Source organism: Paenibacillus sp. LS-5 (genome assembly GCF_056121505.1).
In genome coordinates, this window is record NZ_JBWAVA010000001.1 from 711,313 (window position 1) to 731,470 (window position 20,158).

The following is a 20,158-nucleotide window of genomic DNA, read 5'->3' on the forward strand; positions in this document are numbered from 1 at the left end:
ATATTGTCCCTACAATTTGAAATCTTCGATGCGGAGTGTCATCAGTTCCTGCTTCCCAGGGCTGTTGCTCTCATATTGATTCAGCAGCCGTACCGCCTGGGCACGTACCGCCTTTTCAATAGAATTGCGTACATAACGTGCATTGCTGAAGGCATGGAGACTCTCCGTCTTCTCCAGCAGCAGATGCTGCTTTAATTTGAGTATGGCCTGGGGCATCAGAATATAATCGCGCTCTTTGGACATCAGTTCAGCAATCTGCAGCAATTGGTCTATAGTGTAGTCCGGAAATTCAACCTGAATAGGAAATCTGGAGGGAAGTCCGGGATTACTCATTAAAAAATAATCAATCTCACTGGAATACCCGGCCAGGATTAATACAAATTGACTCCGGTGATCTTCCATGGATTTCACCAGGGTATCGATTGCTTCTTTGCCAAAATCCTTATCTCCGCCACGGGCAAGACTGTATGCTTCATCAATAAAAAGAATGCCTCCGAGAGCCTTTTTAACCAGATCTCTTGTCTTCTGGGCTGTATGACCGATATATTCACCTACAAGATCAGCGCGTTCCACTTCAATCAGATGACCTTTGCTGAGAACACCCATCCGCTGAAACAGCTTGGCAACAATCCTGGCTACTGTAGTCTTCCCCGTTCCCGGGTTGCCCTTGAATACCATGTGATAAGCCTGACTCCCGCTGGCCAGTCCTGCTTCACTGCGCATACGCGCGATCTGCAGCAGTGCATATATCTCGAACACCAGCTCTTTGATATTATCCAGGCCTACTAGTGCGTCCAGCTCCCGGCTAAGCTCCTGAAACAACTCACTGTGTCCGTTATTTTTGGGAACAGCAATCTGCGCGGCACTATCTGCAGCCGTATGGGCTACTGCTGATGTTTCCTGATTCCGCAATACAATATTGATTTGACGTGACGGTCTGCCTTCCTCCCGTCCACTTGCCGCAGCTACGCGTCCGTTCACCTTGTTCACCTCATTATCCAGGGCTGACTTTTTCTATATCATATCTCAAGTCTATTCCGGATCATGAGGTCTTATTAGCAGTTTCAGGAACTTGCGGACAAATTAGGCTACACCGTTACTTAAAGTCCGCAGGGCTTTGCCCTTTCACAAAAAAAGCTGCTGCATCTTCCATTTCGTATAGGCCAGAATCTCGCGTGTTTTGTATTTATACATCGACATGACCTTTGAATCGGTCAATCCCAGTTCAGGGCGGGTATAATTCAGCTCTTTGGCAATTTCAAATGCACGCTGACCATGAAATGTATGTGTAATAATAATAGCTGTCTTTAATCCTTCCGATTCCATCACCCTTTGGCTGAACTGGAGATTCTCATAAGTACTGGTAGATTTGTTCTCCATAAAAATAGCCGTCTCAGGCACACCCTTGCCTACCAGATAATTCTTCATGCCTTCGGCTTCGGTATATTTATAGTCTGCCTGGTCCAGTCCGCCGGACACGATAAATCGGGTGAATTTGCCTTCCCGGTAGAGTCCCAGCCCATAGTCAAGCCGTTCCTTAAGTCCGGGACTCGGCTCATCTCCCCACATAGACATACCGAGAATAATACCCGCATCCGCTTCCTGCATCGGATTCGTTGTAACTCCGCTATTAATCCGTCCAAGCACAGACGCGCACCATAGAAGTCCGGCCACTGCACAAATAATCAAAAGGATTAACAGATTCCGGCGCAGCCGGAAACGTTGTCCTTTGCGGGAAACTTTGCGGATCGGGGATGAACCTCTTTGATAGACATACCACTCCATTATTATTTCCTCCTGAATTCTCCGTGATGGAACAATTCGGCGCGATGTTTCAAGGAGAGAGAGAAATAAGGAAAAGCATGAGCATCTATGCTGTTAAGAATACTGGTCGCTGTAGCCCAGGCCAAATTATAGTCGCTGTCTGTAATGTCCTCACGTTCCAGCGCTTCCTCCAGCTCATCTTCATCGAGCAGAAACACCTCTCCATTCCACAGCACCACAACATCCAAATATAGATCATCGAACCAAGGCACCCCCTGGTCGGTGACTCCTTGCACTTTGCAGGTATCAATATACCACTGCACTATGTTTTGCCGGTCGTCGAACATGGCCGTCACAATATAATGGCTGTCTTTGGGAAAATACTGCAGCCATGAGTACCCTTTGTCTGCTATGCGGTATGTATGCCTGCCGTAGCTCTTCCACAATGGTTCCTTCAGCCCATAGATCGTATACAGGGTGATGTATCCGCTGAATTCCCGGCTTTCCACATAGCGGCAGGCAAAATGGCGGCGCGTAATCCGGCGCCAGTTGGCCCGGTCTCCGAATTTACGTTTCATATGAATGACCCTCTCAAGAAATGGTGTATTCAGCTTAACACATTTGCAAGTTACACTCAAAACATCCCTTGTAAATTCCGGCAGACACTGTTTATTAAAGTCATAGCAAAACCCCGTCAGCCGAAGTCTCCTCTTAAAAGGGAAGACTCTCAGCCGACGGGGCAGTTGAACCATTTCATTATAGAATTATAGAAAATCTACTGTGTAACACTGCCATCATTCACTGTTCCTGCAGCGGGATCGGCCGAGGGAACTGCACCGCCTTCTGTACCGCCACTTCCGCTTCCTGTTCCATTGGTTACAGCTGGATCGGTAGGAGCTGTAGCAGCCGGTGCCGGTGTGGGCGACGTTTGGGGTGAATCGGATGGTGCTCCTCCACCATTATTACTACCGCCAGGGTTACCATTACCCTGGTTATCTCCAGCACCTGTTCCATTCCCATTTCCGTGGCCATTCCCGTTGTTGCCATTCCCGTTGTTCCCATTCGGATTGCCATTTTGCTGGCCATTTCCGTTATTACCACCATTACCCGTTCCATCTGTAGGAAGATTCGGATCAAGTGTCGCTTCCGGCTCCTGTGTTGGCGGTTCGTCTTGAACCTCTACGGTGACTGTAGCAGAAGGTTCGCTCTCCACATCGAGTTCAGGATAATATGCCGTGACATAATATTCATAAGTCAATCCAGGCATTGCACTGATATCTCCGACACTGGTCGAGACAGTGTTGAGCAGCGAGCTGAATTCCGTTTCTGACGTTTCACGCCGGTAGATCCGGTACTCCACTCCTTCTACCGCTGCAGGCTCCCAGCTCAGGTTCACCGTCATTGTTGATGCATCATAGGCTGCATTCAGGCCGGCCACAGGCAGCGCCGTTTCCGGTGAGGCTGATGGTTGCGCCTCCTGTACGCCTTCAGGCTGCGGGAACGACTTTTTAGGTACGCCCTCCAGTGCTTCCTCCATTACCTTGCCCCAGAATGCTGCTGCGAGCGGGCTGCTGTTCTTCAGTAGATGGGTTTTGCTTGGTTTGTCATAACCCATCCACACGGCAGCGGTCCATTCCGGAGTGTATCCGACAAACCACACATCGCGGTTCGAGCTGATACCTTCGTATCCGCTTTGAGTGGTACCGGTTTTGCCGGCTACCGGACGGTTGATTCTGGCTTTTTTACCCGTCCCGTCTTCTACAACCTTCTGCATCATTTCGGTCATTTGGTAGGCTGTATTCTCGCTCATTACCCGTTCAGGCTTGGTATTTGCTTTATAGACGGTGTCTCCATCACTATTCGTAATCGATTTAATCGAATAAGCCTCACGCAGTTCACCGCCGTTAGCAAAGGCACTGTATGCCTGAGCCATCTCCAGTGTATTCGTACCTTCACTCATCCCTCCGAGTGCCAACGAGAGGTTTTTATCTTCATCCTTCAGATGAATCCCCAGGCTCTTAGCGAACTGAAAGCCGGTATTCACACCGATTTCATTCAGCAGCCATACGGCTGGAATATTCTCAGACTTCGTCAAGGCCTCTGACATGCTGATCGTCTTGGAATAGCCGTGCAGATTGTTCGGGCAGTATTTGCCGAAGCACTGCTTCTCATTGCTGAGCACGGAATCATTCGTGAACTTTCCGGATTCCAACGCAGGTGCATAAGCTACCAGCGGCTTGAAGGACGAACCTGGAGAACGACGGCTGCCGTCTACACGGCTGTAACCTTTTTTCTCATAGTTCCGACCGCCAAGCAGGGCCACAATGCTGCCATTCTCCTGGTTAATAATCGTCATTGAACCCTGTACCAGCTCATCGTCGACGCTCTTCTCGAAGTTATCACTGTCGGCAAAAGCCTTTTCTACCGTCTCCTGGGCATGTGCGTCCATGGTCGTATAGATTTTGTATCCGCCGATATTCAGATCATCTTCAGTCAACCCGAACTTTTCTTCCGCTTCATCAATAGCATAATCAATAAAAGCCTGATAACGCTGTTTGCTTTCCGGCGGCTTATAGTTGTAATCCACCACTTTAGCCTCATCCATCTGCGCCTTGGTGATATAACCCTGATCGTACATCAGCTGGAGTACTACACCGCGCCGCTCCTTCGAGAGCTCAGGATTGCGAAGAGGGTTGTAGCGGGAAGGCCCTTTCGGCATTGCAGCGAGAGTGGCGATCTGCCATACTTTGAGTTTATTGAGATCACTCTGGCCAAAATAACGGATGGATGCCGCTTTGATCCCGTAAATCGTGCCGCCAAAGTTGATGCGGTTGAGATATTTAGTGATAATCTCTTCTTTGGTGAATTTGTTCTCCAGTGCTACGGCGATGGAAACCTCGGTTGCCTTACGGAAAAAGGTTTTGTCCCGGGTTAGGAATATGTTCTTCGCCAGCTGCTGAGTGATTGTGCTTCCGCCTTCGACCATACTGCGCGCCGCAATATCCTTCACTGCCGCACGGCCGATCGACCATAAATCAACACCGCTGTGTTCAAAGAAACGTCTGTCCTCGGTCGCAACAAAAGCATTGACCAGCAGCTTCGGAATCGCATCATACTCAACAGGTTCGCTTTTTTCCAGCGCAAGCTCACCGATCAGGTTCGCGTTACGGTCATATATCTTCGTAGTCTCGTTGACCGACAGTTTATCCTGGTTCGCATCCAGCAGCTTTTGCCCGTTCAACATAATGAACAGGTAACCGCCTAAAGCGCAAAAAATCGCCAGCGCCGTGGCAAAAAACAGCGTCCACAGCACACGCTTCTTAGTTAGAAACTTCTTTTTTTTCTTGGGCTTGCCTTTTGAATTAGAATTCGAACTTGAGTTCGAAGACTGTACTCCTCTGTCTCTATTGCGGTTCGTCCTTGATATCTCGTCTCTGGACATGTTGCCTCCTGACTCCCTCTCGGAACTTTCCTGTAATGGAGTGCACGAATGAAAAGAACAACCTTCACAGGTTGCTCTCTCGCACTCACTATTAAAAACGATTTATAAACAAAAAGGTTTCGCTTTAAGACTGTAAAATCTTATTCTTCGCTTCCATTGTCCTGCATGAGCGATACGCTGCGCTGCGGTGTGAAGGTGGAAATCGCGTGCTTGTACACCATCTGCTGGCGTCCGTCACTGTCGATGACAATGGTGAAGTTGTCGAAGGCTTTGATGATTCCCCGGATTTGAAAGCCGTTGGTCAAATATACTGTAGCAGGGATATTCTCTTTGCGCAGTTGGTTCAAGAACGTATCTTGGATGTTAATGGACTTGTTCATATGACGTACCCCCAATGGTTCAATTAGATTGTTCAGAAGTATATTCAAGACCTTCGAGAAACTTTCCTGCTATTATAGCACGTATTTTGGCAAAATTCTCTGAAAAGTTTTGGCTCTCATCGACGTCGATCCACTGAATCTCCTTCATGTGGCGAAACCATGACAACTGTCTTTTGGCGAAACGGCGGGTATCGCGTTTAAGAAGTGTCACTGCTTCGGCTAACGTCATCTCGCCTTCGAGGTAAGCGGCAATTTCCTTGTAGCCCAACCCCTGCATGGACACCAGGCTTCTGCTGTAGCCGTGTTGCAACAGTCCATTCACCTCAGCGACGAGCCCGTCTGCCAGCATCTGATCAATTCGGTCTTCAATACGTTTATATAGTATTTTCCGGTCCATTGTCAAACCGATGAGGCATAGTTCATAGGGAGATTCCTTTTTTTGGTCCGCATGGGATGCGGACAATGTGACCTTTGTCTGATGATGAATTTCCAGTGCGCGGATGATCCGGCGGCGGTCATTAGGGTGCAGTCTGGCTGCGCTAACCGGATCTACCGCGGCCAGACGGGCATGCAGTGCCTCAGCTCCATTGGCCTCTGCAAAGGCGTCCTGCTCGCTGCGGAAAGCTTCATCTGCTACCGCCTCCGAGAAACGGAATCCATAGCAGAGGGACTCAATGTATAAGCCCGTTCCGCCTACTATGAAAGGTAGTTTTCCCTTTTGGCTGATCTCTTCGATCAGCCGCCCGCCCTGTTCCTGAAATTCAGCAGCAGAATAAGAATCCTGCGGATCGTGAATATCGATCAGATGATGGGGGATTCCCATCATTTCCTCAGGGTTGATTTTGGCTGTTCCGATGTCCATCCCCCGGTAGACCTGCATCGAATCGCCAGAGATAATCTCAGCATTATAGGCCTCTGCCAATTCGAGGCTCAGCCGGGTTTTGCCGACTGCCGTCGGGCCAAGCAGCACCAGAACCCTGCGTTTTGTCTCAGTTGTCAATGGATATCACCCCGTACGAAGTTTTGGCGCTGGCCCGAAGCAGCTCTGTAAACCCAAGCCGGGAAAATTCCCCGCTTAAGGCTTTTTCCTTCAAAAGTACCGTTTTGCGGGCGACTCTGACGGCCTCGGCGACACTCTCCGGGGATAATGCTGCTGCATTCGCGAATTGGCGCAGAGGGGAAATCGCCGCTGAATCCGTCAGCGGCACACGGAACATCGGGTCAAAATAGACAATATCTATACTGTTGTCCGGTTGTTCACGCAAGTAAGCTAAATGATCACTATGCACAACGCGCACGCGGCGCAGCGCAGCATTCACTTTTTCCTGGCCCGAAATATAATGGCTCATGCCTTCGAGAAGCAGTGCACTCAGCGGCAGGGAGCTCTCCAGAGCCGTTACCACAGATTCTTCTCCGCCGTACACTGCAAACAGCAGGGAATCACTGCCCAGTCCTGCGGTACAATCCAGCACACTGTCTCCCGGCACCATTCCAGCGGCTTCCAGCATCGGATCATGCTCCCCCCGAATAATCCGTTTGGCGCGGACGAAACCCATGCTTGGATGGAATTCCATCGGCGGCATGTCGGGAGTAATCAATCGGACGGCCTCCTGCAGGACTACCAGAATTTCTCCGTCCCCATAACGCTGCACCAGCTTGGCCATGGACCATTTGCCTCTTTGAACATAGATCGTTCCGGTTCGCTCTGCCAGGCTCTTGGCCCGCATTTCAATATCCGGGATCGGGTCGAAGCCCGTGGTTATAATCATGTTGCCTCCGTTTCCTGCTTATAACAAAATTCAGAACTTTCTTTTACATCACGCGTTTGAACAGCTTCTCCAGATCATACGAGGAGAAGGATACCACGATGGGCCGCCCATGCGGGCAGGTATACGGCTGACGGCAAGCGGCCAGGCGGGAGAGCAGCGACTCCACTTCATGCTCCGTCAGCTTCTGGTTAGCTTTGATAGAAGCCTTGCAGGAGCACAGAATCGATGACTTCTCACGCAGCTTCGCCAGATCAATGGTCCGCTCGCTCAGCACCCACTCCGCCATTTCTTCAATAACTGCCTTCTCATCCCCTTCCGGGAACCAGTATGGCAGGGACCGGACTAGAAAGGTCTGACCGCCAAAATGTTCAAGATATACTCCCGCCTGCTGAAACCAGTGCAGCCGCTCGCTGAGCTGCCGGCTCTCAGAGGGGGTAAACTCCAGTGTAATCGGCAGCAGCAACTCTTGCGAAGCGTCTTCAGGTCGTCCAAATTTCTCATAATAATATTCGTAATTCACCCGTTCATGGGCAGCATGCTGATCAATCAGATACAGACCGCTGTCATTCTGGGCAATAATATAAGTCCCATGATGCTGACCGATATAATTCAGCTCTGGAAACTGCGGAAGTCCAGCATCCTCACTGGAAGGAGGAGCATAAAGCTCTTCCGCAGTAGGCATCTGAGCCCGCGGGGCATTCGAAGCCGGAAACTGGCGATAACTCCCGCCATTTCCATCATTCGTTCGCGTAACGGATGGAGGAGCGCTGCCACCACGATAAGCTGATGTCGTTTCCCGTGTCTGGAAACCAGGTGCTGAGGGGTTGCTAAAGCGTCCCGTCCCTCCTTCAGCTGTCCCGTCGAATAGTGGAGCATTACTGCCGTTATTCCCAAGGATTCCGGGAGCCTGCGACTGGAATCCGCTCCGGGTTCCTTCATTACGGGTGGGCAACCCATTCTGCTGCCCTTGGGCAGATTCTACTGCACCAGAGGCAGCAGCAAACCCGCTGCCCGGATCAACCGTGTCCTGAACGTTCCGGCTGCCGGAACCTTCCGGCGGCGGAGGAACAGCTCCCTTGGGGAAAGCGAATTGCTCTTGAATAAATGAGCTGCTGCCCTTGGAACCGATCATTTCTTTGCCGGGCCGGGGAATCAGGCTCTGACCGAGCAATACCTTGCGAATTTCCTGTTCAACAAAAGTATATAGCTCCACTTCTTTACTGAACCGGACCTCCAGCTTGGCAGGATGCACGTTGACGTCCACCAGTGAAGGATGCATATCAAGCTGCAGCACCAAGAGCGGATAACGGTTGATCGGCAGAAGTGTATGATATGCCCGCATAATGGCAGCATTCAGCCCATTGCTGCGGATGTACCGCCCGCCTACTATTGTAGTGACTGCATTGCGGTTGGAACGAGTCCATTCCGGCCGGCTTACATAACCTGAGAGCCGATAGTCAGGGTCCTCCGCAGCAACCGGCAGCATTGCCTTGGCGGCGGAGGTGCCGTATACCGCGGCAATGACCTGCAGCAGATCTCCGTTGCCAAGCGTATGCAGCAGCTGATTGCCGTTATGATGAAGAGTGAAAGAGATAGACGGATGCGCCAGTGCCATACGGTACATTGCATCGGAAATATGACCCAGCTCGGTCTGAACGCTTTTCATATATTTCAGTCTCGCCGGAGTATTGTAAAATAATTCCTTTACCGCAAGGTCGCTCCCCCTACCGGAGGGCTCGTCCTCATTCCGGATCAGCTTCCCGCCTTCGATGTCGAGCGCTCTGCCTCTTCCATCCTCATTGCTTGAAGTAAGCAAGGACAGCTTGGACACAGAAGCGATACTGGGCAAGGCTTCTCCGCGGAATCCCAGGCTGGTAATTTGAAACAAATCCCTGCCGTTCAGAATCTTGCTTGTCGCATGGCGGTAGAAGGCAGTCTCGCAATCCTCGGGATCAATCCCAGAGCCGTTATCCTTTACCCGGATGCTCTGCAGTCCACCCTCCTCCACCGACACTTCAATGCGGGTGCTTCCGGCATCAATGGCGTTCTCTACAAGCTCCTTAACTACCGAAGCAGGCCGCTCCACCACCTCTCCTGCAGCAATCTGGTTGGCGATGTGCTCGTCAAGCACATGAATTCTGGCCATGTTCTTTTCACCTCACGATTAGGCTTATATATGAATGTAATTCAGTATAAATATTGGACATCTGTTAAGAAGCTGTATGGCTAATTAAAGGGTCAGCTCTTTAGCTTTGATCTTCAACTCGTTCAGCAACCCCATCGCCTGCAGCGGTGTCATATTCATTAGGTCAGCACCCTGAACAGCGGTGATTAGCTCTCTAAGAAGCGGATTCTCTTTCACTACTGGTGCTCCTGCACTGCCTTTACGATTCTTGCGAGGCTCTTCTTCACCGAAAATAGAGAGCTGCACAACTTCATTGTCCTCCTCCGCTGCAGAAGAAGCAAGTGAGACGGCCGTTTCTAGCTGAGCCGCAGCATTCGTAGTCACGATAGAGCTGTCGTCAAAATGAACACTACCACTATGCGCTGAGGAATAAGGTTGTCCAGCAATGGATGGACCTCCTCCAGCATTCGGCTGCAAAGGCATGACCTGATTTTCCTGCACGGTATGTTCAATGTAGCCCGTGCCATAATTCAACGAAACAGTTCCCGGAGGAGCAGCCTGTTCAATGCTCTGAAGTAGACCATAGGCGCGGTCTATAATACCTTCCGGGAGTCCTGCCAACCGTGCACAATAAATCCCGTAGCTGCTGTCCGCCGCCCCCGGCACGAGCTTGCGCAGGAAATTCACTTTATCGCCGCTTTCCTGTACTGCCATGGAGTAGTTGCGGAGCCCGGCGAGGCTCTGCTCCAGATGGGCAAGCTCATGAAAATGCGTCGAGACCAAGGCCTTGCAGGCAATGGTATCATGAACATATTCGATAACGGCCTGGGCAATGGCCATACCTTCACTGGTCGAAGTGCCCCGGCCCAGCTCGTCGATGATGATCAGGCTGCGTGCTGTTGCCTTTTCTGTCATCACCTGAATATCAGCCATCTCCACCATAAAGGTACTCTGGCCGCCAATCAGGTCATCCGCTGCTCCGATCCGCGTAAAGATGCGGTCAATAAGCGGCACCTCAGCGCTGCCAGCGGGCACAAAACAGCCAATCTGGGCGAGGATGCAAATCAGGGCAACCTGGCGCATATAGGTGCTTTTGCCTGCCATGTTCGGGCCGGTGATCAGCAGGATATTGCCTTCATCCTTGCTGAGTGTGCTGCCGTTAGCAATAAAAGCCGCATCCTTCAGCACTGCCTCCACCACCGGATGTCGTCCGCCTTCCAGCCGCAGATCATATCCATCCGATAGCTTCGGCTTCACAAAACGGTGCTCGGCACTGACTGCGGCCAGGCACTGGTAGACATCGATTTCGGCCACCTTTTCGGCAAGAGCCTGGAGACGGGGAATTTGCGCGCTAATCCGGTCACGCAGTTCTATGAATAAGCTGTATTCCAGATCCGTCATCTTGTCCTGGGCTTCCAGAATTAATGCCTCTTTCTCTTTCAGTTCCGGTGTAACGAAACGCTCGGCGTTAGCCAGTGTCTGCTTGCGTTCATAGCGCCCTTCCGGCAAGGAAGAAAGATTGGAACGGGTAATTTCAATATAGTATCCGAAGATTTTGTTGTAGCCGATCTTCAGGGATTTAATACCCGTGGCCTGGCGTTCTTTGGCCTCCAGCTCTGCAATCCAGCGTTTGCCGCTGCTGCTCGCTTCCTTCAATTCATCTAGACGTTCATGGTAGCCGGCACGGATAATTCCCCCATCACGCACCGAGACTGGAGCTTCTTCAACAATCGCCCTGTCAATATCCTCGCGCAGTTCTGCGCATTCATCCATAGAGGCGCCAATCTCACGCAAAGTTGCCGATCCGGAATCCAGGCACATTTGCTTCAGTGACGGAATCTGTTCGAGCGACAGCTTCAGGGCATTCATATCCCGGCCGTTGGCGCTGCCAAAGGCGATCCGGCCAACCAATCGTTCCAGATCATAGATCTCTTTCAGCGCTCCGCGCAGATCCTCGCGCACGATGAACTGGTTGTACAAATAATCGACAGCCTCTAGCCGGCGTTCAATCGGGGCACGCTGCAGAAGCGGTTTATCTATTCTTCGGCGTAGCAGACGGCCACCCATCGAAGTTTCAGTCCGGTCGAGCAGCCAGAGCAGCGAGCCTTTTTTGGAACGCTCACGTACCGTTTCAGTCAGTTCCAGATTGCGCCGGGTAAACGGATCGAGAATCATATAATTGCCCGGCTCGTAAGGCGAAATCTGGCTCAGCTGGCCCAGAGACCGCCGCTGAGTTTCGTTAAGATAAGAGATCAGCAGCGCTAGGCACTGTCCGCGCTCTTTCTCCAGACGCACCCAAGCGGCTTCGCCGAACTGGCGGCGGGCCAGCCCTTCTTCTCTTTTCTCCCAAGGTGTATATACTACTGGTTTGGCCAGCAGCGAGGCCTCGCTCCGCAGCATATCCAGCAGCGCTGCATCCCCGATAATCTCTGCCGGCTCATAGATACCAATCTCATCACGCAGCCATTCATCACCTGCGAGCACGGAAGTCACATATAGCTCACCTGTGGTCAAATCACAAGCCGCCAGCGCCATCATCCCGTCCTCCTCAGTCACGCAGACGAGGTAATTGTTATTTTTGTCGGAGATGATCTTGCCGTCCATCACCGTACCCGGGGTCACCACGCGGACAATATCGCGCCGAACCATCCCCTTGGTTACAGCCGGATCATCCAGTTGCTCACAGATGGCGACCTTGTAACCTTTTTCAATCAGGCGCTGGATGTAACCCTCGGCGGCATGATATGGCACTCCACACATAGGAATACGATCTTCGCCCCCACCCTCGCGGCCCGTTAACGTAATCTCTAGCTCTTTGGAAGCCAGTATGGCATCTTCAAAGAACATTTCATAGAAATCGCCCAGACGGAAGAAAAGGAAAGCATCCTTAGCCCCTTCCTTTACTTTTAAATACTGCTGTATCATCGGCGTATAATTTGCCATCGTCAACCTCCATACCTGCTTCATACTGTTCTCCATTATAGCAGAAACTTGCCTGTCAAAGTCATCCTGTACGTGTTCGCCGCACCCATGGCCTCTGTTCCCCATACCGAAATGCAAATCTGCACCGCAGACTATAATATGCTGAGATTATAATGTAGACCTTGGGCAGCAAGGCTTTGAAATGGTATGCTTTTGAGAGCTGATGCAGTAAAATCACTATAATTGATAAGCTTATATCCTAAAAATGGACGGGAACCATCTGGTAAAACCTCAACTCGGCTTTGTAAGGGGTTAAGGATGCCAAAGGATGATCAAGGGAGGAAAACAGAATGATCCGTAGACTGGAAGAGGCCGACCGTGGGGCGCTGATGTCGCTGTTAAGCAAGGATCCCGCAATAAATTTGTACATTATCGGGGATGTGGAGAATTTCGGGTTTGAACAGGATTTCATGGAACTCTGGGGTGAGTTCACTGAAGCTGATGGCAAATTAATTGCCGTATTGCTGAGGTTTTTTGGCAGTTTCCTGCCTTATGCGGACGGCCCTTTTGATGCGGCAGGATTTGCGGCGCTGATGAAGGAGAGCAAGAAATTCGAGATGGTCTCCGGTTCTGCGAAGGTGGTTACGGCAGTTGCCGGGCATTTGAACTTCCGGATAGAGAAACAAATGAGGTTTGCCGAGCTACGCAAGCTGAACAGCATAGTACATACATCCACAGTAACATCACATGTTATTAAAAAGGCTACCGTTGACGATGTGGAAGCTGTCTGTTCGCTTACGGATCAAATTGAGGAATTCATGAGCAATACGGACGATTCGCGTAGAAGCCTGCGAAAAACACTGGAGACCGGAACCGGCCGGACCTATTATATCGAACAGAATGGCCAGGTAATTGCTACGGCCTCCACTTCAGCGGAAAGCTCCATGTCAGCAATGATTGTTGCTGTTGCCACCCATCCTGCATACAGGGGACAAGGATTGGCCAGTCAGGTGGTGGCCCGCTTATGCACAGACATAAAGGCAGAAGGCATCACGCCTTGCCTGTTCTACGACAATCCTCAGGCTGGTCTGATCTATCACAAACTGGGTTTTCAGGATATCGGCTTCTGGACGATGTTATATATGTGATGAAAGCTTAGTTCAGATTCTGGATTCAGGATAATGAATTATTAATTTAGACAGGCACCTGCGGACATTCCTCCTGGAGCGTTCACAGGTGTTTTTTGGCCGGACCAAAGCTCACGGATATCGCGTGACTCATCCCAGGTCTGTTCTGCAGCAATGCAGCTGAACAGCGGCTCAATATAACGAGCGGCCTGCGCATAGCCAGGCAAAGCGCGAAGCTGAGCTGCAAGCGGCGGGAACGCGGCGCGCAGCGGGGGTTTGTCGCCGCTGTAGTAGGCGGCGTGCAGGTCTTCCCGGTCGAGCGGGCGCAGTCTCAGGTCTTCATAGCGGCTCACGATCAGGTGAGCCAGGAAGACCGCTCCCTTCGCGATGACCGGGGACACCAGGAAGCTCGGCAGGGTCCGGTATTCAAAGCCGCCATGCGGCTGAAGCCGGAAATCGCCGAGCCCCCCGTATCTGGGACGCCGTGCCGCTGCACGGGTGTCCTCCAGAAGCATCAGCGGCAGCGCGAGATAGTTGTCGAGCGCCCGCAGGAGCGGCGCGCACAGCGTCACGCCGCTGAAGTGCAGGTGGCCGCCGAGGGCCCAGCCCGTCAGCGGCATGCCTCCCGCCCGCCAGCGCAGCGAGCGGTCGGCGATGAGCCGGTCCGCCGTACGCGCGGCGGACATCAGCTGCGCCAGCAGCGCGCGCGGTTCCCCGCGCGGCGCAGGGCGCAGCTCAGCGACCGGGAACGTGCCCCGCGTTCCCGGAGGCCCGGCGTCGCAGCCGGCGACGCCGTCCGTGGGCAGGTACCGCGACGCCGGCACGACGCGGCCCGTGAATTCCCGGAGCAGGAGGAACTCCGGGTCCATGCCCAGCAGCAGCCCTGGACGGCCGGGCTGCTCCAGAGCCAGTGCGCGCCTCAGTGCCAGCGATGCTGCGCGGTAAGGCTCCGGCAGTTCCCCGCCAGGGGCCGCCGGAAGCGGAATAACCTTGAGAACCCTGTAGTGGCGGCCGCCCATGGCTTCCAGCAGCAGCTCTCCGCTGTCCAGCCCAAGACTGTACAATGTCTTTATCGCTGTATCTCTTATCTTCCCCGCCGCACCGCGTCGCTGGCCGGAAGAGGCAGAACTGACAGCTGGTCTGCCGGAAGCTGTCTCCGATACTGCCCCGCCGCTCTCCCCCGTTAACTCCCTGGGCCATTCTCCATTTGGCAGGACAACACGCGCCGGTCCTTCCTCATGGCCGTCCATCTCCATATCCCCGGTCGACATTGTAACCTTTAACCCCGGCAATGAAGCCGGCTTCATCGCTGCCCCTGTCCCCAGAGGCAGAATTTCCAGAATCGTCAGATTAAATACACGGACCTCATAGAACTGTCTGTACAATTTTGCTCCCGGTACATTTTCGTATGTATTCTCGCCAGATCCTGCACTGCCGTTTTGCGTAAGCAAAGCTTCCAGTCCGATGCGCCGAAGCCTGTCTTCCCGCTGGGCAGCAGATAATTGCAGGAAGACCTGAACGCCCTCATTCATCACTCAGCCTCCTCTTGGATTCTTCAAGCCTATGCATGGAGATAAATAAAAATAAAAAAGGAGGGCATCCGCCCTCTCGCCGCCACCCCCACAACATATAATGGATCATAACCCACCGATATTCAGTGGGCAGCGGCGATCCTCTTCCTTACAGTTCATCATCCAGGGCGTCAGGGTCCAGATCATCATAATCGAAGCTTTCACCCTCAAAGTCATAATCCTTGTCTTCCGGATCATCGCTCTGATCGGTCACAAACACGCGAACCTTGGTCTCAGCAACCAGTTCCGCTTCGAACTCCCGCTCCACACGCAGCGTCACACTTCCTCCTCCAGGAGACACACCTGCTTCCACACAGTTGGGTTCCTGCGTTGCCTCCGCAGATACCTCGACTGTGGAAGCGCGGTGTCTGGGATCCAGGTATGACAGTGGAATAAGCTCCACATAAGAGACCGTTTCCTTAGCTACCTCGGTCTGCTTATTTTTGTCATACGAATACCAGATGTTCACATCGTAAGTACCAATTACTTCGATTCCGTTCCCGGCGGCAACCGCTTCGTACTGGTGGTTGATAATCCAAGCCCCCAAAATACTCGTCGGATGGTGTGGCGGAGTCACGGTATGGGTTGCTGTAGAGAACTTACGACCTTTGCCGCAAATTGCCTTCGTAATGATCTCCCTTGTTTGACGTTTATGGCTTAATGACATCTTTGAACCTCCTCCATACAATCATTCACTATCAAGTGTATGCACGTTCTGGGCATTTGTTGATTGTTAGAGTATAAATAAATTTGGGTAAGCCCTCCAAGCTGCTGCGCCGCTGGGTCTTGCTACATTTTATTGATGAATTTGCTTAGATATGAGTACATAATCGAAATCCTGCCCAAGAAATGAATCACCCCATCTTAAACAGGCAGACTCCCGGATAGTCCTGATCCGCACAAAAACCCCCGCATATGCTCTGCGGGGGCCTTTATTATCCATTCGATTGTGGTAGGACTCGAACAATGCCAAGGGTTCTATGCTTGCTGAGATCAATGAATTCCTCACCGATATTGACTAGCGGGCGAAGCGGATCATGCGCCAGAATCATGATGATTTTACCAATCTGCCCGTCTGTCAACAACACGTCGTTGCCTATCATGGATTGCATAAGTTTATTGATAAACACACTGCAAATATAGGGGTCGAGCTTGCCGAAAGAGTTATCCTCCATCTGCGTAAGCACTTCATATAAGGGTGCGGCAGAACGGTAATACCGGTCTGAAGTCATGGCATGAAAAATATCCGTGACGGCTACTATCTTGCTGAAATCCGTAATCCGGTGTCCCATCACCCCGAACGGATAGCCGCTGCCGTCCATTCTTTCGTGGTGCTGTAGTGCAACGAGTGCCTGCATATGCGACGTCCCCACTGTATCCCTGATCATCTCATATCCGAGTGTAGTATGTTTTTTCATGATGGCCAGTTCCTCGTCATTCAGGGGACCGGGTTTGGTAAGGATTTCGGCTGGAATCATAACTTTTCCGATATCATGAAGAGTTGCGGCAATAGTCAGCATCCCCAGCTCTTCCGGGCTGAGCTTAAGCCACCTGCCAAGAAGCGTTGACAGAATACCTACGGCAACATTATGTCTGTATGTATAGTCATCTTTAGTCTGCAGCGCAGCCAATATTCCGTAAAAATCATTTTTCTCACTGACCTGCTGGATAAATGGAATGACTTCATTTCTTAGTTCCAGCATTGGCAGCCGCTTGCTTTTGGTATAACGGAACTGCTCAAAAATATTCTCCATAGCTTCTGTACAATCATCCACCGCCAGCTGATAGAAAGCCTCACTGTCCAGCTGGAGCACATCATGCGGCTGAAGAATGATCCGATGTTGGGTAATCAGACGGATATGCTCTGAGCTCAGTAGTGTCATAGCGGGCAATACAAACACACCGTTGTGATTAAAAAGATTGTCTATAAGCTGTTTGCCGATATATTGTTCGTTGCTGTTGTTCATCTTTCTCACCTGCCAGTGCAGAATTCACAAGATGTGAATAAGCTGCGTAATTTGAAATCTGTGCCGCTCCATTCAGCTTGATATTATAGGATATCCTGGCTTTAGAGCATGGTGAATGCAGCACTAAATAAGCAACCGCTGTTTTGCTCCTATATCTCTTATCGTTATTTCCCACCAAAATATGAATACCTAAAATTTCCCTTCAGAGGACGCTAACATCATTTGTCTACGGCTTACCTAGTTTCCTTTATCTAGATACAGGCCGTTTCACCGGTTTGATATCGACCGGCATCTTATATCTTTTGGCAATACTCAGATACAGGGAGAGCTCACGGCATAATTGCAAAATGGCTGAACGGACCTCGAATTCATCCCGCGTTTCAGGCAGATCCATTTTTTGAAATTCCTGTTCCAGCAGCGCCAGCAGTTTTTCCGTCCGGCCTGTATATTCTTCAGCCAGCACATCATTGCTGAGTTGATCGAACAGGTCTGCAACCATATCCCCGTGTGGCAGCTGACGGTAGACTTGAGAGAGTAGCTGCATCATGTTCTGAATGGATTCAAGCTGTTCCTTGCGCATATAAAAATAGACATTCCATGCTTCATCCGGATGAATCACATGATTCTCCATTTCTCTGGAGGCCGCTGTCAGTCCCCGCTGCACCGCTTCATTGGCTCCAATCAGTTCCTTACCGTCCCATAGATATCCCGGATCACGGAGGGTTCGGGCCATCTGTGTAAAAATGACCGAAAAATAACTGTCTACCTCTTTACGAATGGCAGCAATGACACTGCCGGTCTGAGGCATATAGATCAAATTAATCAATCCGGCAGAGCCAAGGCCGACAAACAGGAGCTCGATCTGCTGCAGCAGAACATGTGCCGACAGCTCAGCTTGTCCAAAAACACGGAACACAATAACGGAACTGGTAACGATTCCCTCCTTATAACCGGATTTTACAATCATCGGGAACCCTACCAGGACATACATCCCCAGCACCCAGTAATGGAACCCAAATAAATAAAATAAAATACAGCCGAAGAAAAGTCCGACCAATGAGGCAAGAAACCGCGCAGTAATCGTACGGAGGCTCCTTTTGCGGGTGGTTTCCACACCCAGAATCGCCAGCAGACCCGCACTCTGCGCGTTCGGGATGCCCACAGCGGCTGCCAGCAGGATCGACAGTAGTGTCGCAGCCGCTGTTTTGATAACTCGAAATCCCATGTAAATACCTCTCCTTGCGGTCTTTGTAAGTCAGGCGGCTCCTGGCTGGCTTCATGAGAAGCATAACCCGGTCACGCCAGCTTAACAGGTTGGCAATCATGTTCAGGTAAAGATATAGACATGGTACAAGATTTTGCGGAGCTGCACAATATGACATGTTTTTCATCGTCTCGACAAAAGCAGCTTCTCTACATATACTACCAGCTGATACATGGCTGTAGCCACAGCGGCAATAATCAGCAGACTGGACATCACGAGCGTGAAATTGAACACCTGAAATCCGTAAATAATCAGATACCCAAGGCCGGATTTGGCCGCCAAAAACTCGCCAACAATCACACCCACCCAGGACATGCCAACATTCACTTTCAATGTTGATACAACCGTGGGGAAGGAAGCCGGCAGAATCACCTTATTGAACACCTGCACCCGTGAGGCTCCAAACGACTTTGCCACCTTCACCAGATTCGGATCCACGCTGCAAAAGCTGTTGTACACCACAAGTGTTGTAATAATTACAGTGATAGACAACGTTGTTACCACAATCGCCGTAAAGCCCGCTCCGAACATCACGATAAAAATCGGCCCCAGCGCTACTTTAGGCATACTGTTAAAGACGACCATGTACGGATCAAGTACTGCCGATAAAAAGGGCGACCACCAGATGACTATGGCAAGAAGAGTGCCTAATAGTGTCCCAAGTACGAAGCCTACCACCGTTTCACCAACGGTCATACCCAGATGCGGCCACAAACTTCCACTGATCATATCACTCCAAATTTGCCGGAAGACCTTGGTGGGGTAGCTGAACAACAGCTCATCCAGCCAGCCCAGTCTGGCGCCAGCCTCCCAGAGCACAAAGAACAGGACAAGCAGACTTCCACGGACTCCTATTACACGGGCGCGCCATCGCCGTTTTTTCTTTTGATATTGGGCATGACTCTCTTCAAGCCACAACTGTCGGGAGGCAGCTAATTCTATTTGTTCAACCGATTTCATAGACCTTCCCTCCCCGCATGTTCCATTTCCTTCCACACTTCATGAAAAAGCTCTGCAAACCCCGGCAAGTCCCTCGCATATAGAGGAGGTGTACGCCTGATCGCTTCGGGTACAATAAAAATCTTGCGGATTTTGCCGGGATTCGGCTGCAGGAGGATCACCCGGCTGCTGACTGCAATCGCCTCAGACAGATCATGGGTAACCAGAATAGCAGTAGTTCCGCGGCTGCGCAGAGTTTCTGAGACCAGATCCTCAAGCTGCAGCTTGATCTGATAATCTAGCGCAGAGAAGGGCTCATCCAGCAGTAGCAGGCCAGGATCTGTAGTAAGCGTCCGTACCAGCGCCACCCGCTGGCGCATCCCTCCTGAGAGCTGAACCGGATACGTATGCTCTTTGCCGGCAAGACCCATTTCAGCAAGCAATTCTATCGTTTTCTTCCTGGATTGCTCGTTCAGACTTCCGGTAAGCTCCAGTCCCAGCAAGGCATTATCCAGAATAGTCCGCCACGGAAAAAGATAATCCTGCTGCAGCATATACCCCACCTCAGGTGAAGGGCCGTTAACCGCATGTCCGTTCACAGATACATCTCCGCGCGAGGGCTTCAGCAGACCGGCGATGATCGACAGGAGCGTGGTTTTGCCGCAGCCGCTGGGTCCGACCAGACTGACGAACTCGCCTGCTTCCACGTTCAGACTGAAATTTTCGATGGCAAGCGACGCCTCACGATCCCCCAAATAGGCATGCGTCACTTCCTTTAACTGCACAATGGGAAGCATATCGCCCCTCCTAAAAGTTTTGTAAGCATCCGCTTCTGTGATCTCCTTCGTACAAAACTCGCTTCGTAAGCATTAGCTTAAGTTTTGTAAG

The 20,158-nt window shown here is 51.3% G+C and carries 16 protein-coding genes; 1 reads left to right on the forward strand and 15 read right to left on the reverse strand.

Annotation, left to right across the window (positions count from 1 at the left end):
• Positions 1–9 precede the first annotated feature (9 nt).
• The 9 genes from AC0MA3_RS03265 to mutS all read right to left on the reverse strand — a co-directional run bounded on the left by AC0MA3_RS03265 (position 10) and on the right by mutS (position 12,423).
• Positions 10–981 (reverse strand): AAA family ATPase, encoded by a 972-nt coding sequence (locus AC0MA3_RS03265; protein WP_379154098.1) that lies wholly within the window; start codon positions 979–981, stop codon positions 10–12.
• 144 nt (positions 982–1,125) lie between these two features.
• The gene (locus AC0MA3_RS03270; protein WP_379151799.1) at positions 1,126–1,785 is read right to left on the reverse strand and encodes a YdcF family protein; all 660 of its coding nucleotides are present in this window, start codon (positions 1,783–1,785) and stop codon (positions 1,126–1,128) included.
• 2 nt (positions 1,786–1,787) lie between these two features.
• Entirely contained in the window at positions 1,788–2,342 is a 555-nt protein-coding gene (locus AC0MA3_RS03275; protein ID WP_379151796.1) for a ribonuclease FAU-1 family protein, read from the reverse strand.
• A 197-nt stretch (positions 2,343–2,539) separates the two neighbouring features.
• Entirely contained in the window at positions 2,540–5,206 is a 2,667-nt protein-coding gene (locus AC0MA3_RS03280) for a transglycosylase domain-containing protein (RefSeq protein WP_379151793.1), read from the reverse strand.
• 140 nt (positions 5,207–5,346) lie between these two features.
• Complete coding sequence (gene hfq, locus AC0MA3_RS03285; protein WP_025703341.1) at positions 5,347–5,586, reverse strand: RNA chaperone Hfq; 240 nt, start codon at positions 5,584–5,586, stop codon at positions 5,347–5,349.
• Between the two features lie 19 nt (positions 5,587–5,605).
• Positions 5,606–6,586 (reverse strand): tRNA (adenosine(37)-N6)-dimethylallyltransferase MiaA, encoded by a 981-nt coding sequence (gene miaA, locus AC0MA3_RS03290; RefSeq protein WP_379151788.1) that lies wholly within the window; start codon positions 6,584–6,586, stop codon positions 5,606–5,608.
• Positions 6,576–7,355: a class I SAM-dependent methyltransferase gene (locus AC0MA3_RS03295; protein WP_379151784.1), complete on the reverse strand. Its 780-nt coding sequence runs from the start codon at positions 7,353–7,355 to the stop codon at positions 6,576–6,578. Before AC0MA3_RS03295 ends, miaA begins: the two co-directional genes overlap by 11 nt.
• 43 nt (positions 7,356–7,398) lie before the next feature.
• Positions 7,399–9,501, reverse strand: coding sequence for a DNA mismatch repair endonuclease MutL (mutL, locus tag AC0MA3_RS03300; RefSeq protein ID WP_379151781.1), 2,103 nt, complete (start codon positions 9,499–9,501; stop codon positions 7,399–7,401).
• Between the two features lie 84 nt (positions 9,502–9,585).
• Positions 9,586–12,423, reverse strand: a complete 2,838-nt coding sequence (gene mutS / locus AC0MA3_RS03305; RefSeq protein ID WP_379151777.1) for a DNA mismatch repair protein MutS — start codon at positions 12,421–12,423, stop codon at positions 9,586–9,588.
• Positions 12,424–12,752: 329 nt separating this feature from the next.
• On the opposite strand from mutS, the gene AC0MA3_RS03310 reads away from it, so the two are divergent.
• Complete coding sequence (locus AC0MA3_RS03310; protein WP_379151774.1) at positions 12,753–13,550, forward strand: GNAT family N-acetyltransferase; 798 nt, start codon at positions 12,753–12,755, stop codon at positions 13,548–13,550.
• 41 nt (positions 13,551–13,591) lie between these two features.
• On the opposite strand, the gene AC0MA3_RS03315 is transcribed toward AC0MA3_RS03310, so the two are convergent.
• From AC0MA3_RS03315 to AC0MA3_RS03340, 6 genes are all read right to left on the reverse strand, one after another.
• On the reverse strand, positions 13,592–15,061 hold the full coding sequence (locus AC0MA3_RS03315) for a putative amidoligase domain-containing protein (RefSeq protein ID WP_474655143.1): 1,470 nt from the start codon (positions 15,059–15,061) through the stop codon (positions 13,592–13,594).
• Positions 15,062–15,209: 148 nt separating this feature from the next.
• Positions 15,210–15,767 (reverse strand): outer spore coat protein CotE, encoded by a 558-nt coding sequence (locus AC0MA3_RS03320; RefSeq protein ID WP_379151767.1) that lies wholly within the window; start codon positions 15,765–15,767, stop codon positions 15,210–15,212.
• Positions 15,768–16,035: 268 nt separating this feature from the next.
• Complete coding sequence (locus AC0MA3_RS03325) at positions 16,036–17,067, reverse strand: HD-GYP domain-containing protein (protein ID WP_379151764.1); 1,032 nt, start codon at positions 17,065–17,067, stop codon at positions 16,036–16,038.
• 247 nt (positions 17,068–17,314) lie between these two features.
• On the reverse strand, positions 17,315–18,292 hold the full coding sequence (locus AC0MA3_RS03330; RefSeq protein ID WP_474655144.1) for an aromatic acid exporter family protein: 978 nt from the start codon (positions 18,290–18,292) through the stop codon (positions 17,315–17,317).
• Between the two features lie 162 nt (positions 18,293–18,454).
• Positions 18,455–19,291 carry an ABC transporter permease gene (locus tag AC0MA3_RS03335; protein WP_474655145.1) on the reverse strand — a complete coding sequence of 279 codons (837 nt, stop codon included), beginning with the start codon at positions 19,289–19,291 and terminating at the stop codon, positions 18,455–18,457.
• Complete coding sequence (locus tag AC0MA3_RS03340; RefSeq protein ID WP_474655146.1) at positions 19,288–20,067, reverse strand: ABC transporter ATP-binding protein; 780 nt, start codon at positions 20,065–20,067, stop codon at positions 19,288–19,290. Before AC0MA3_RS03340 ends, AC0MA3_RS03335 begins: the two co-directional genes overlap by 4 nt.
• Between the last annotated feature and the right edge of the window lie 91 nt (positions 20,068–20,158).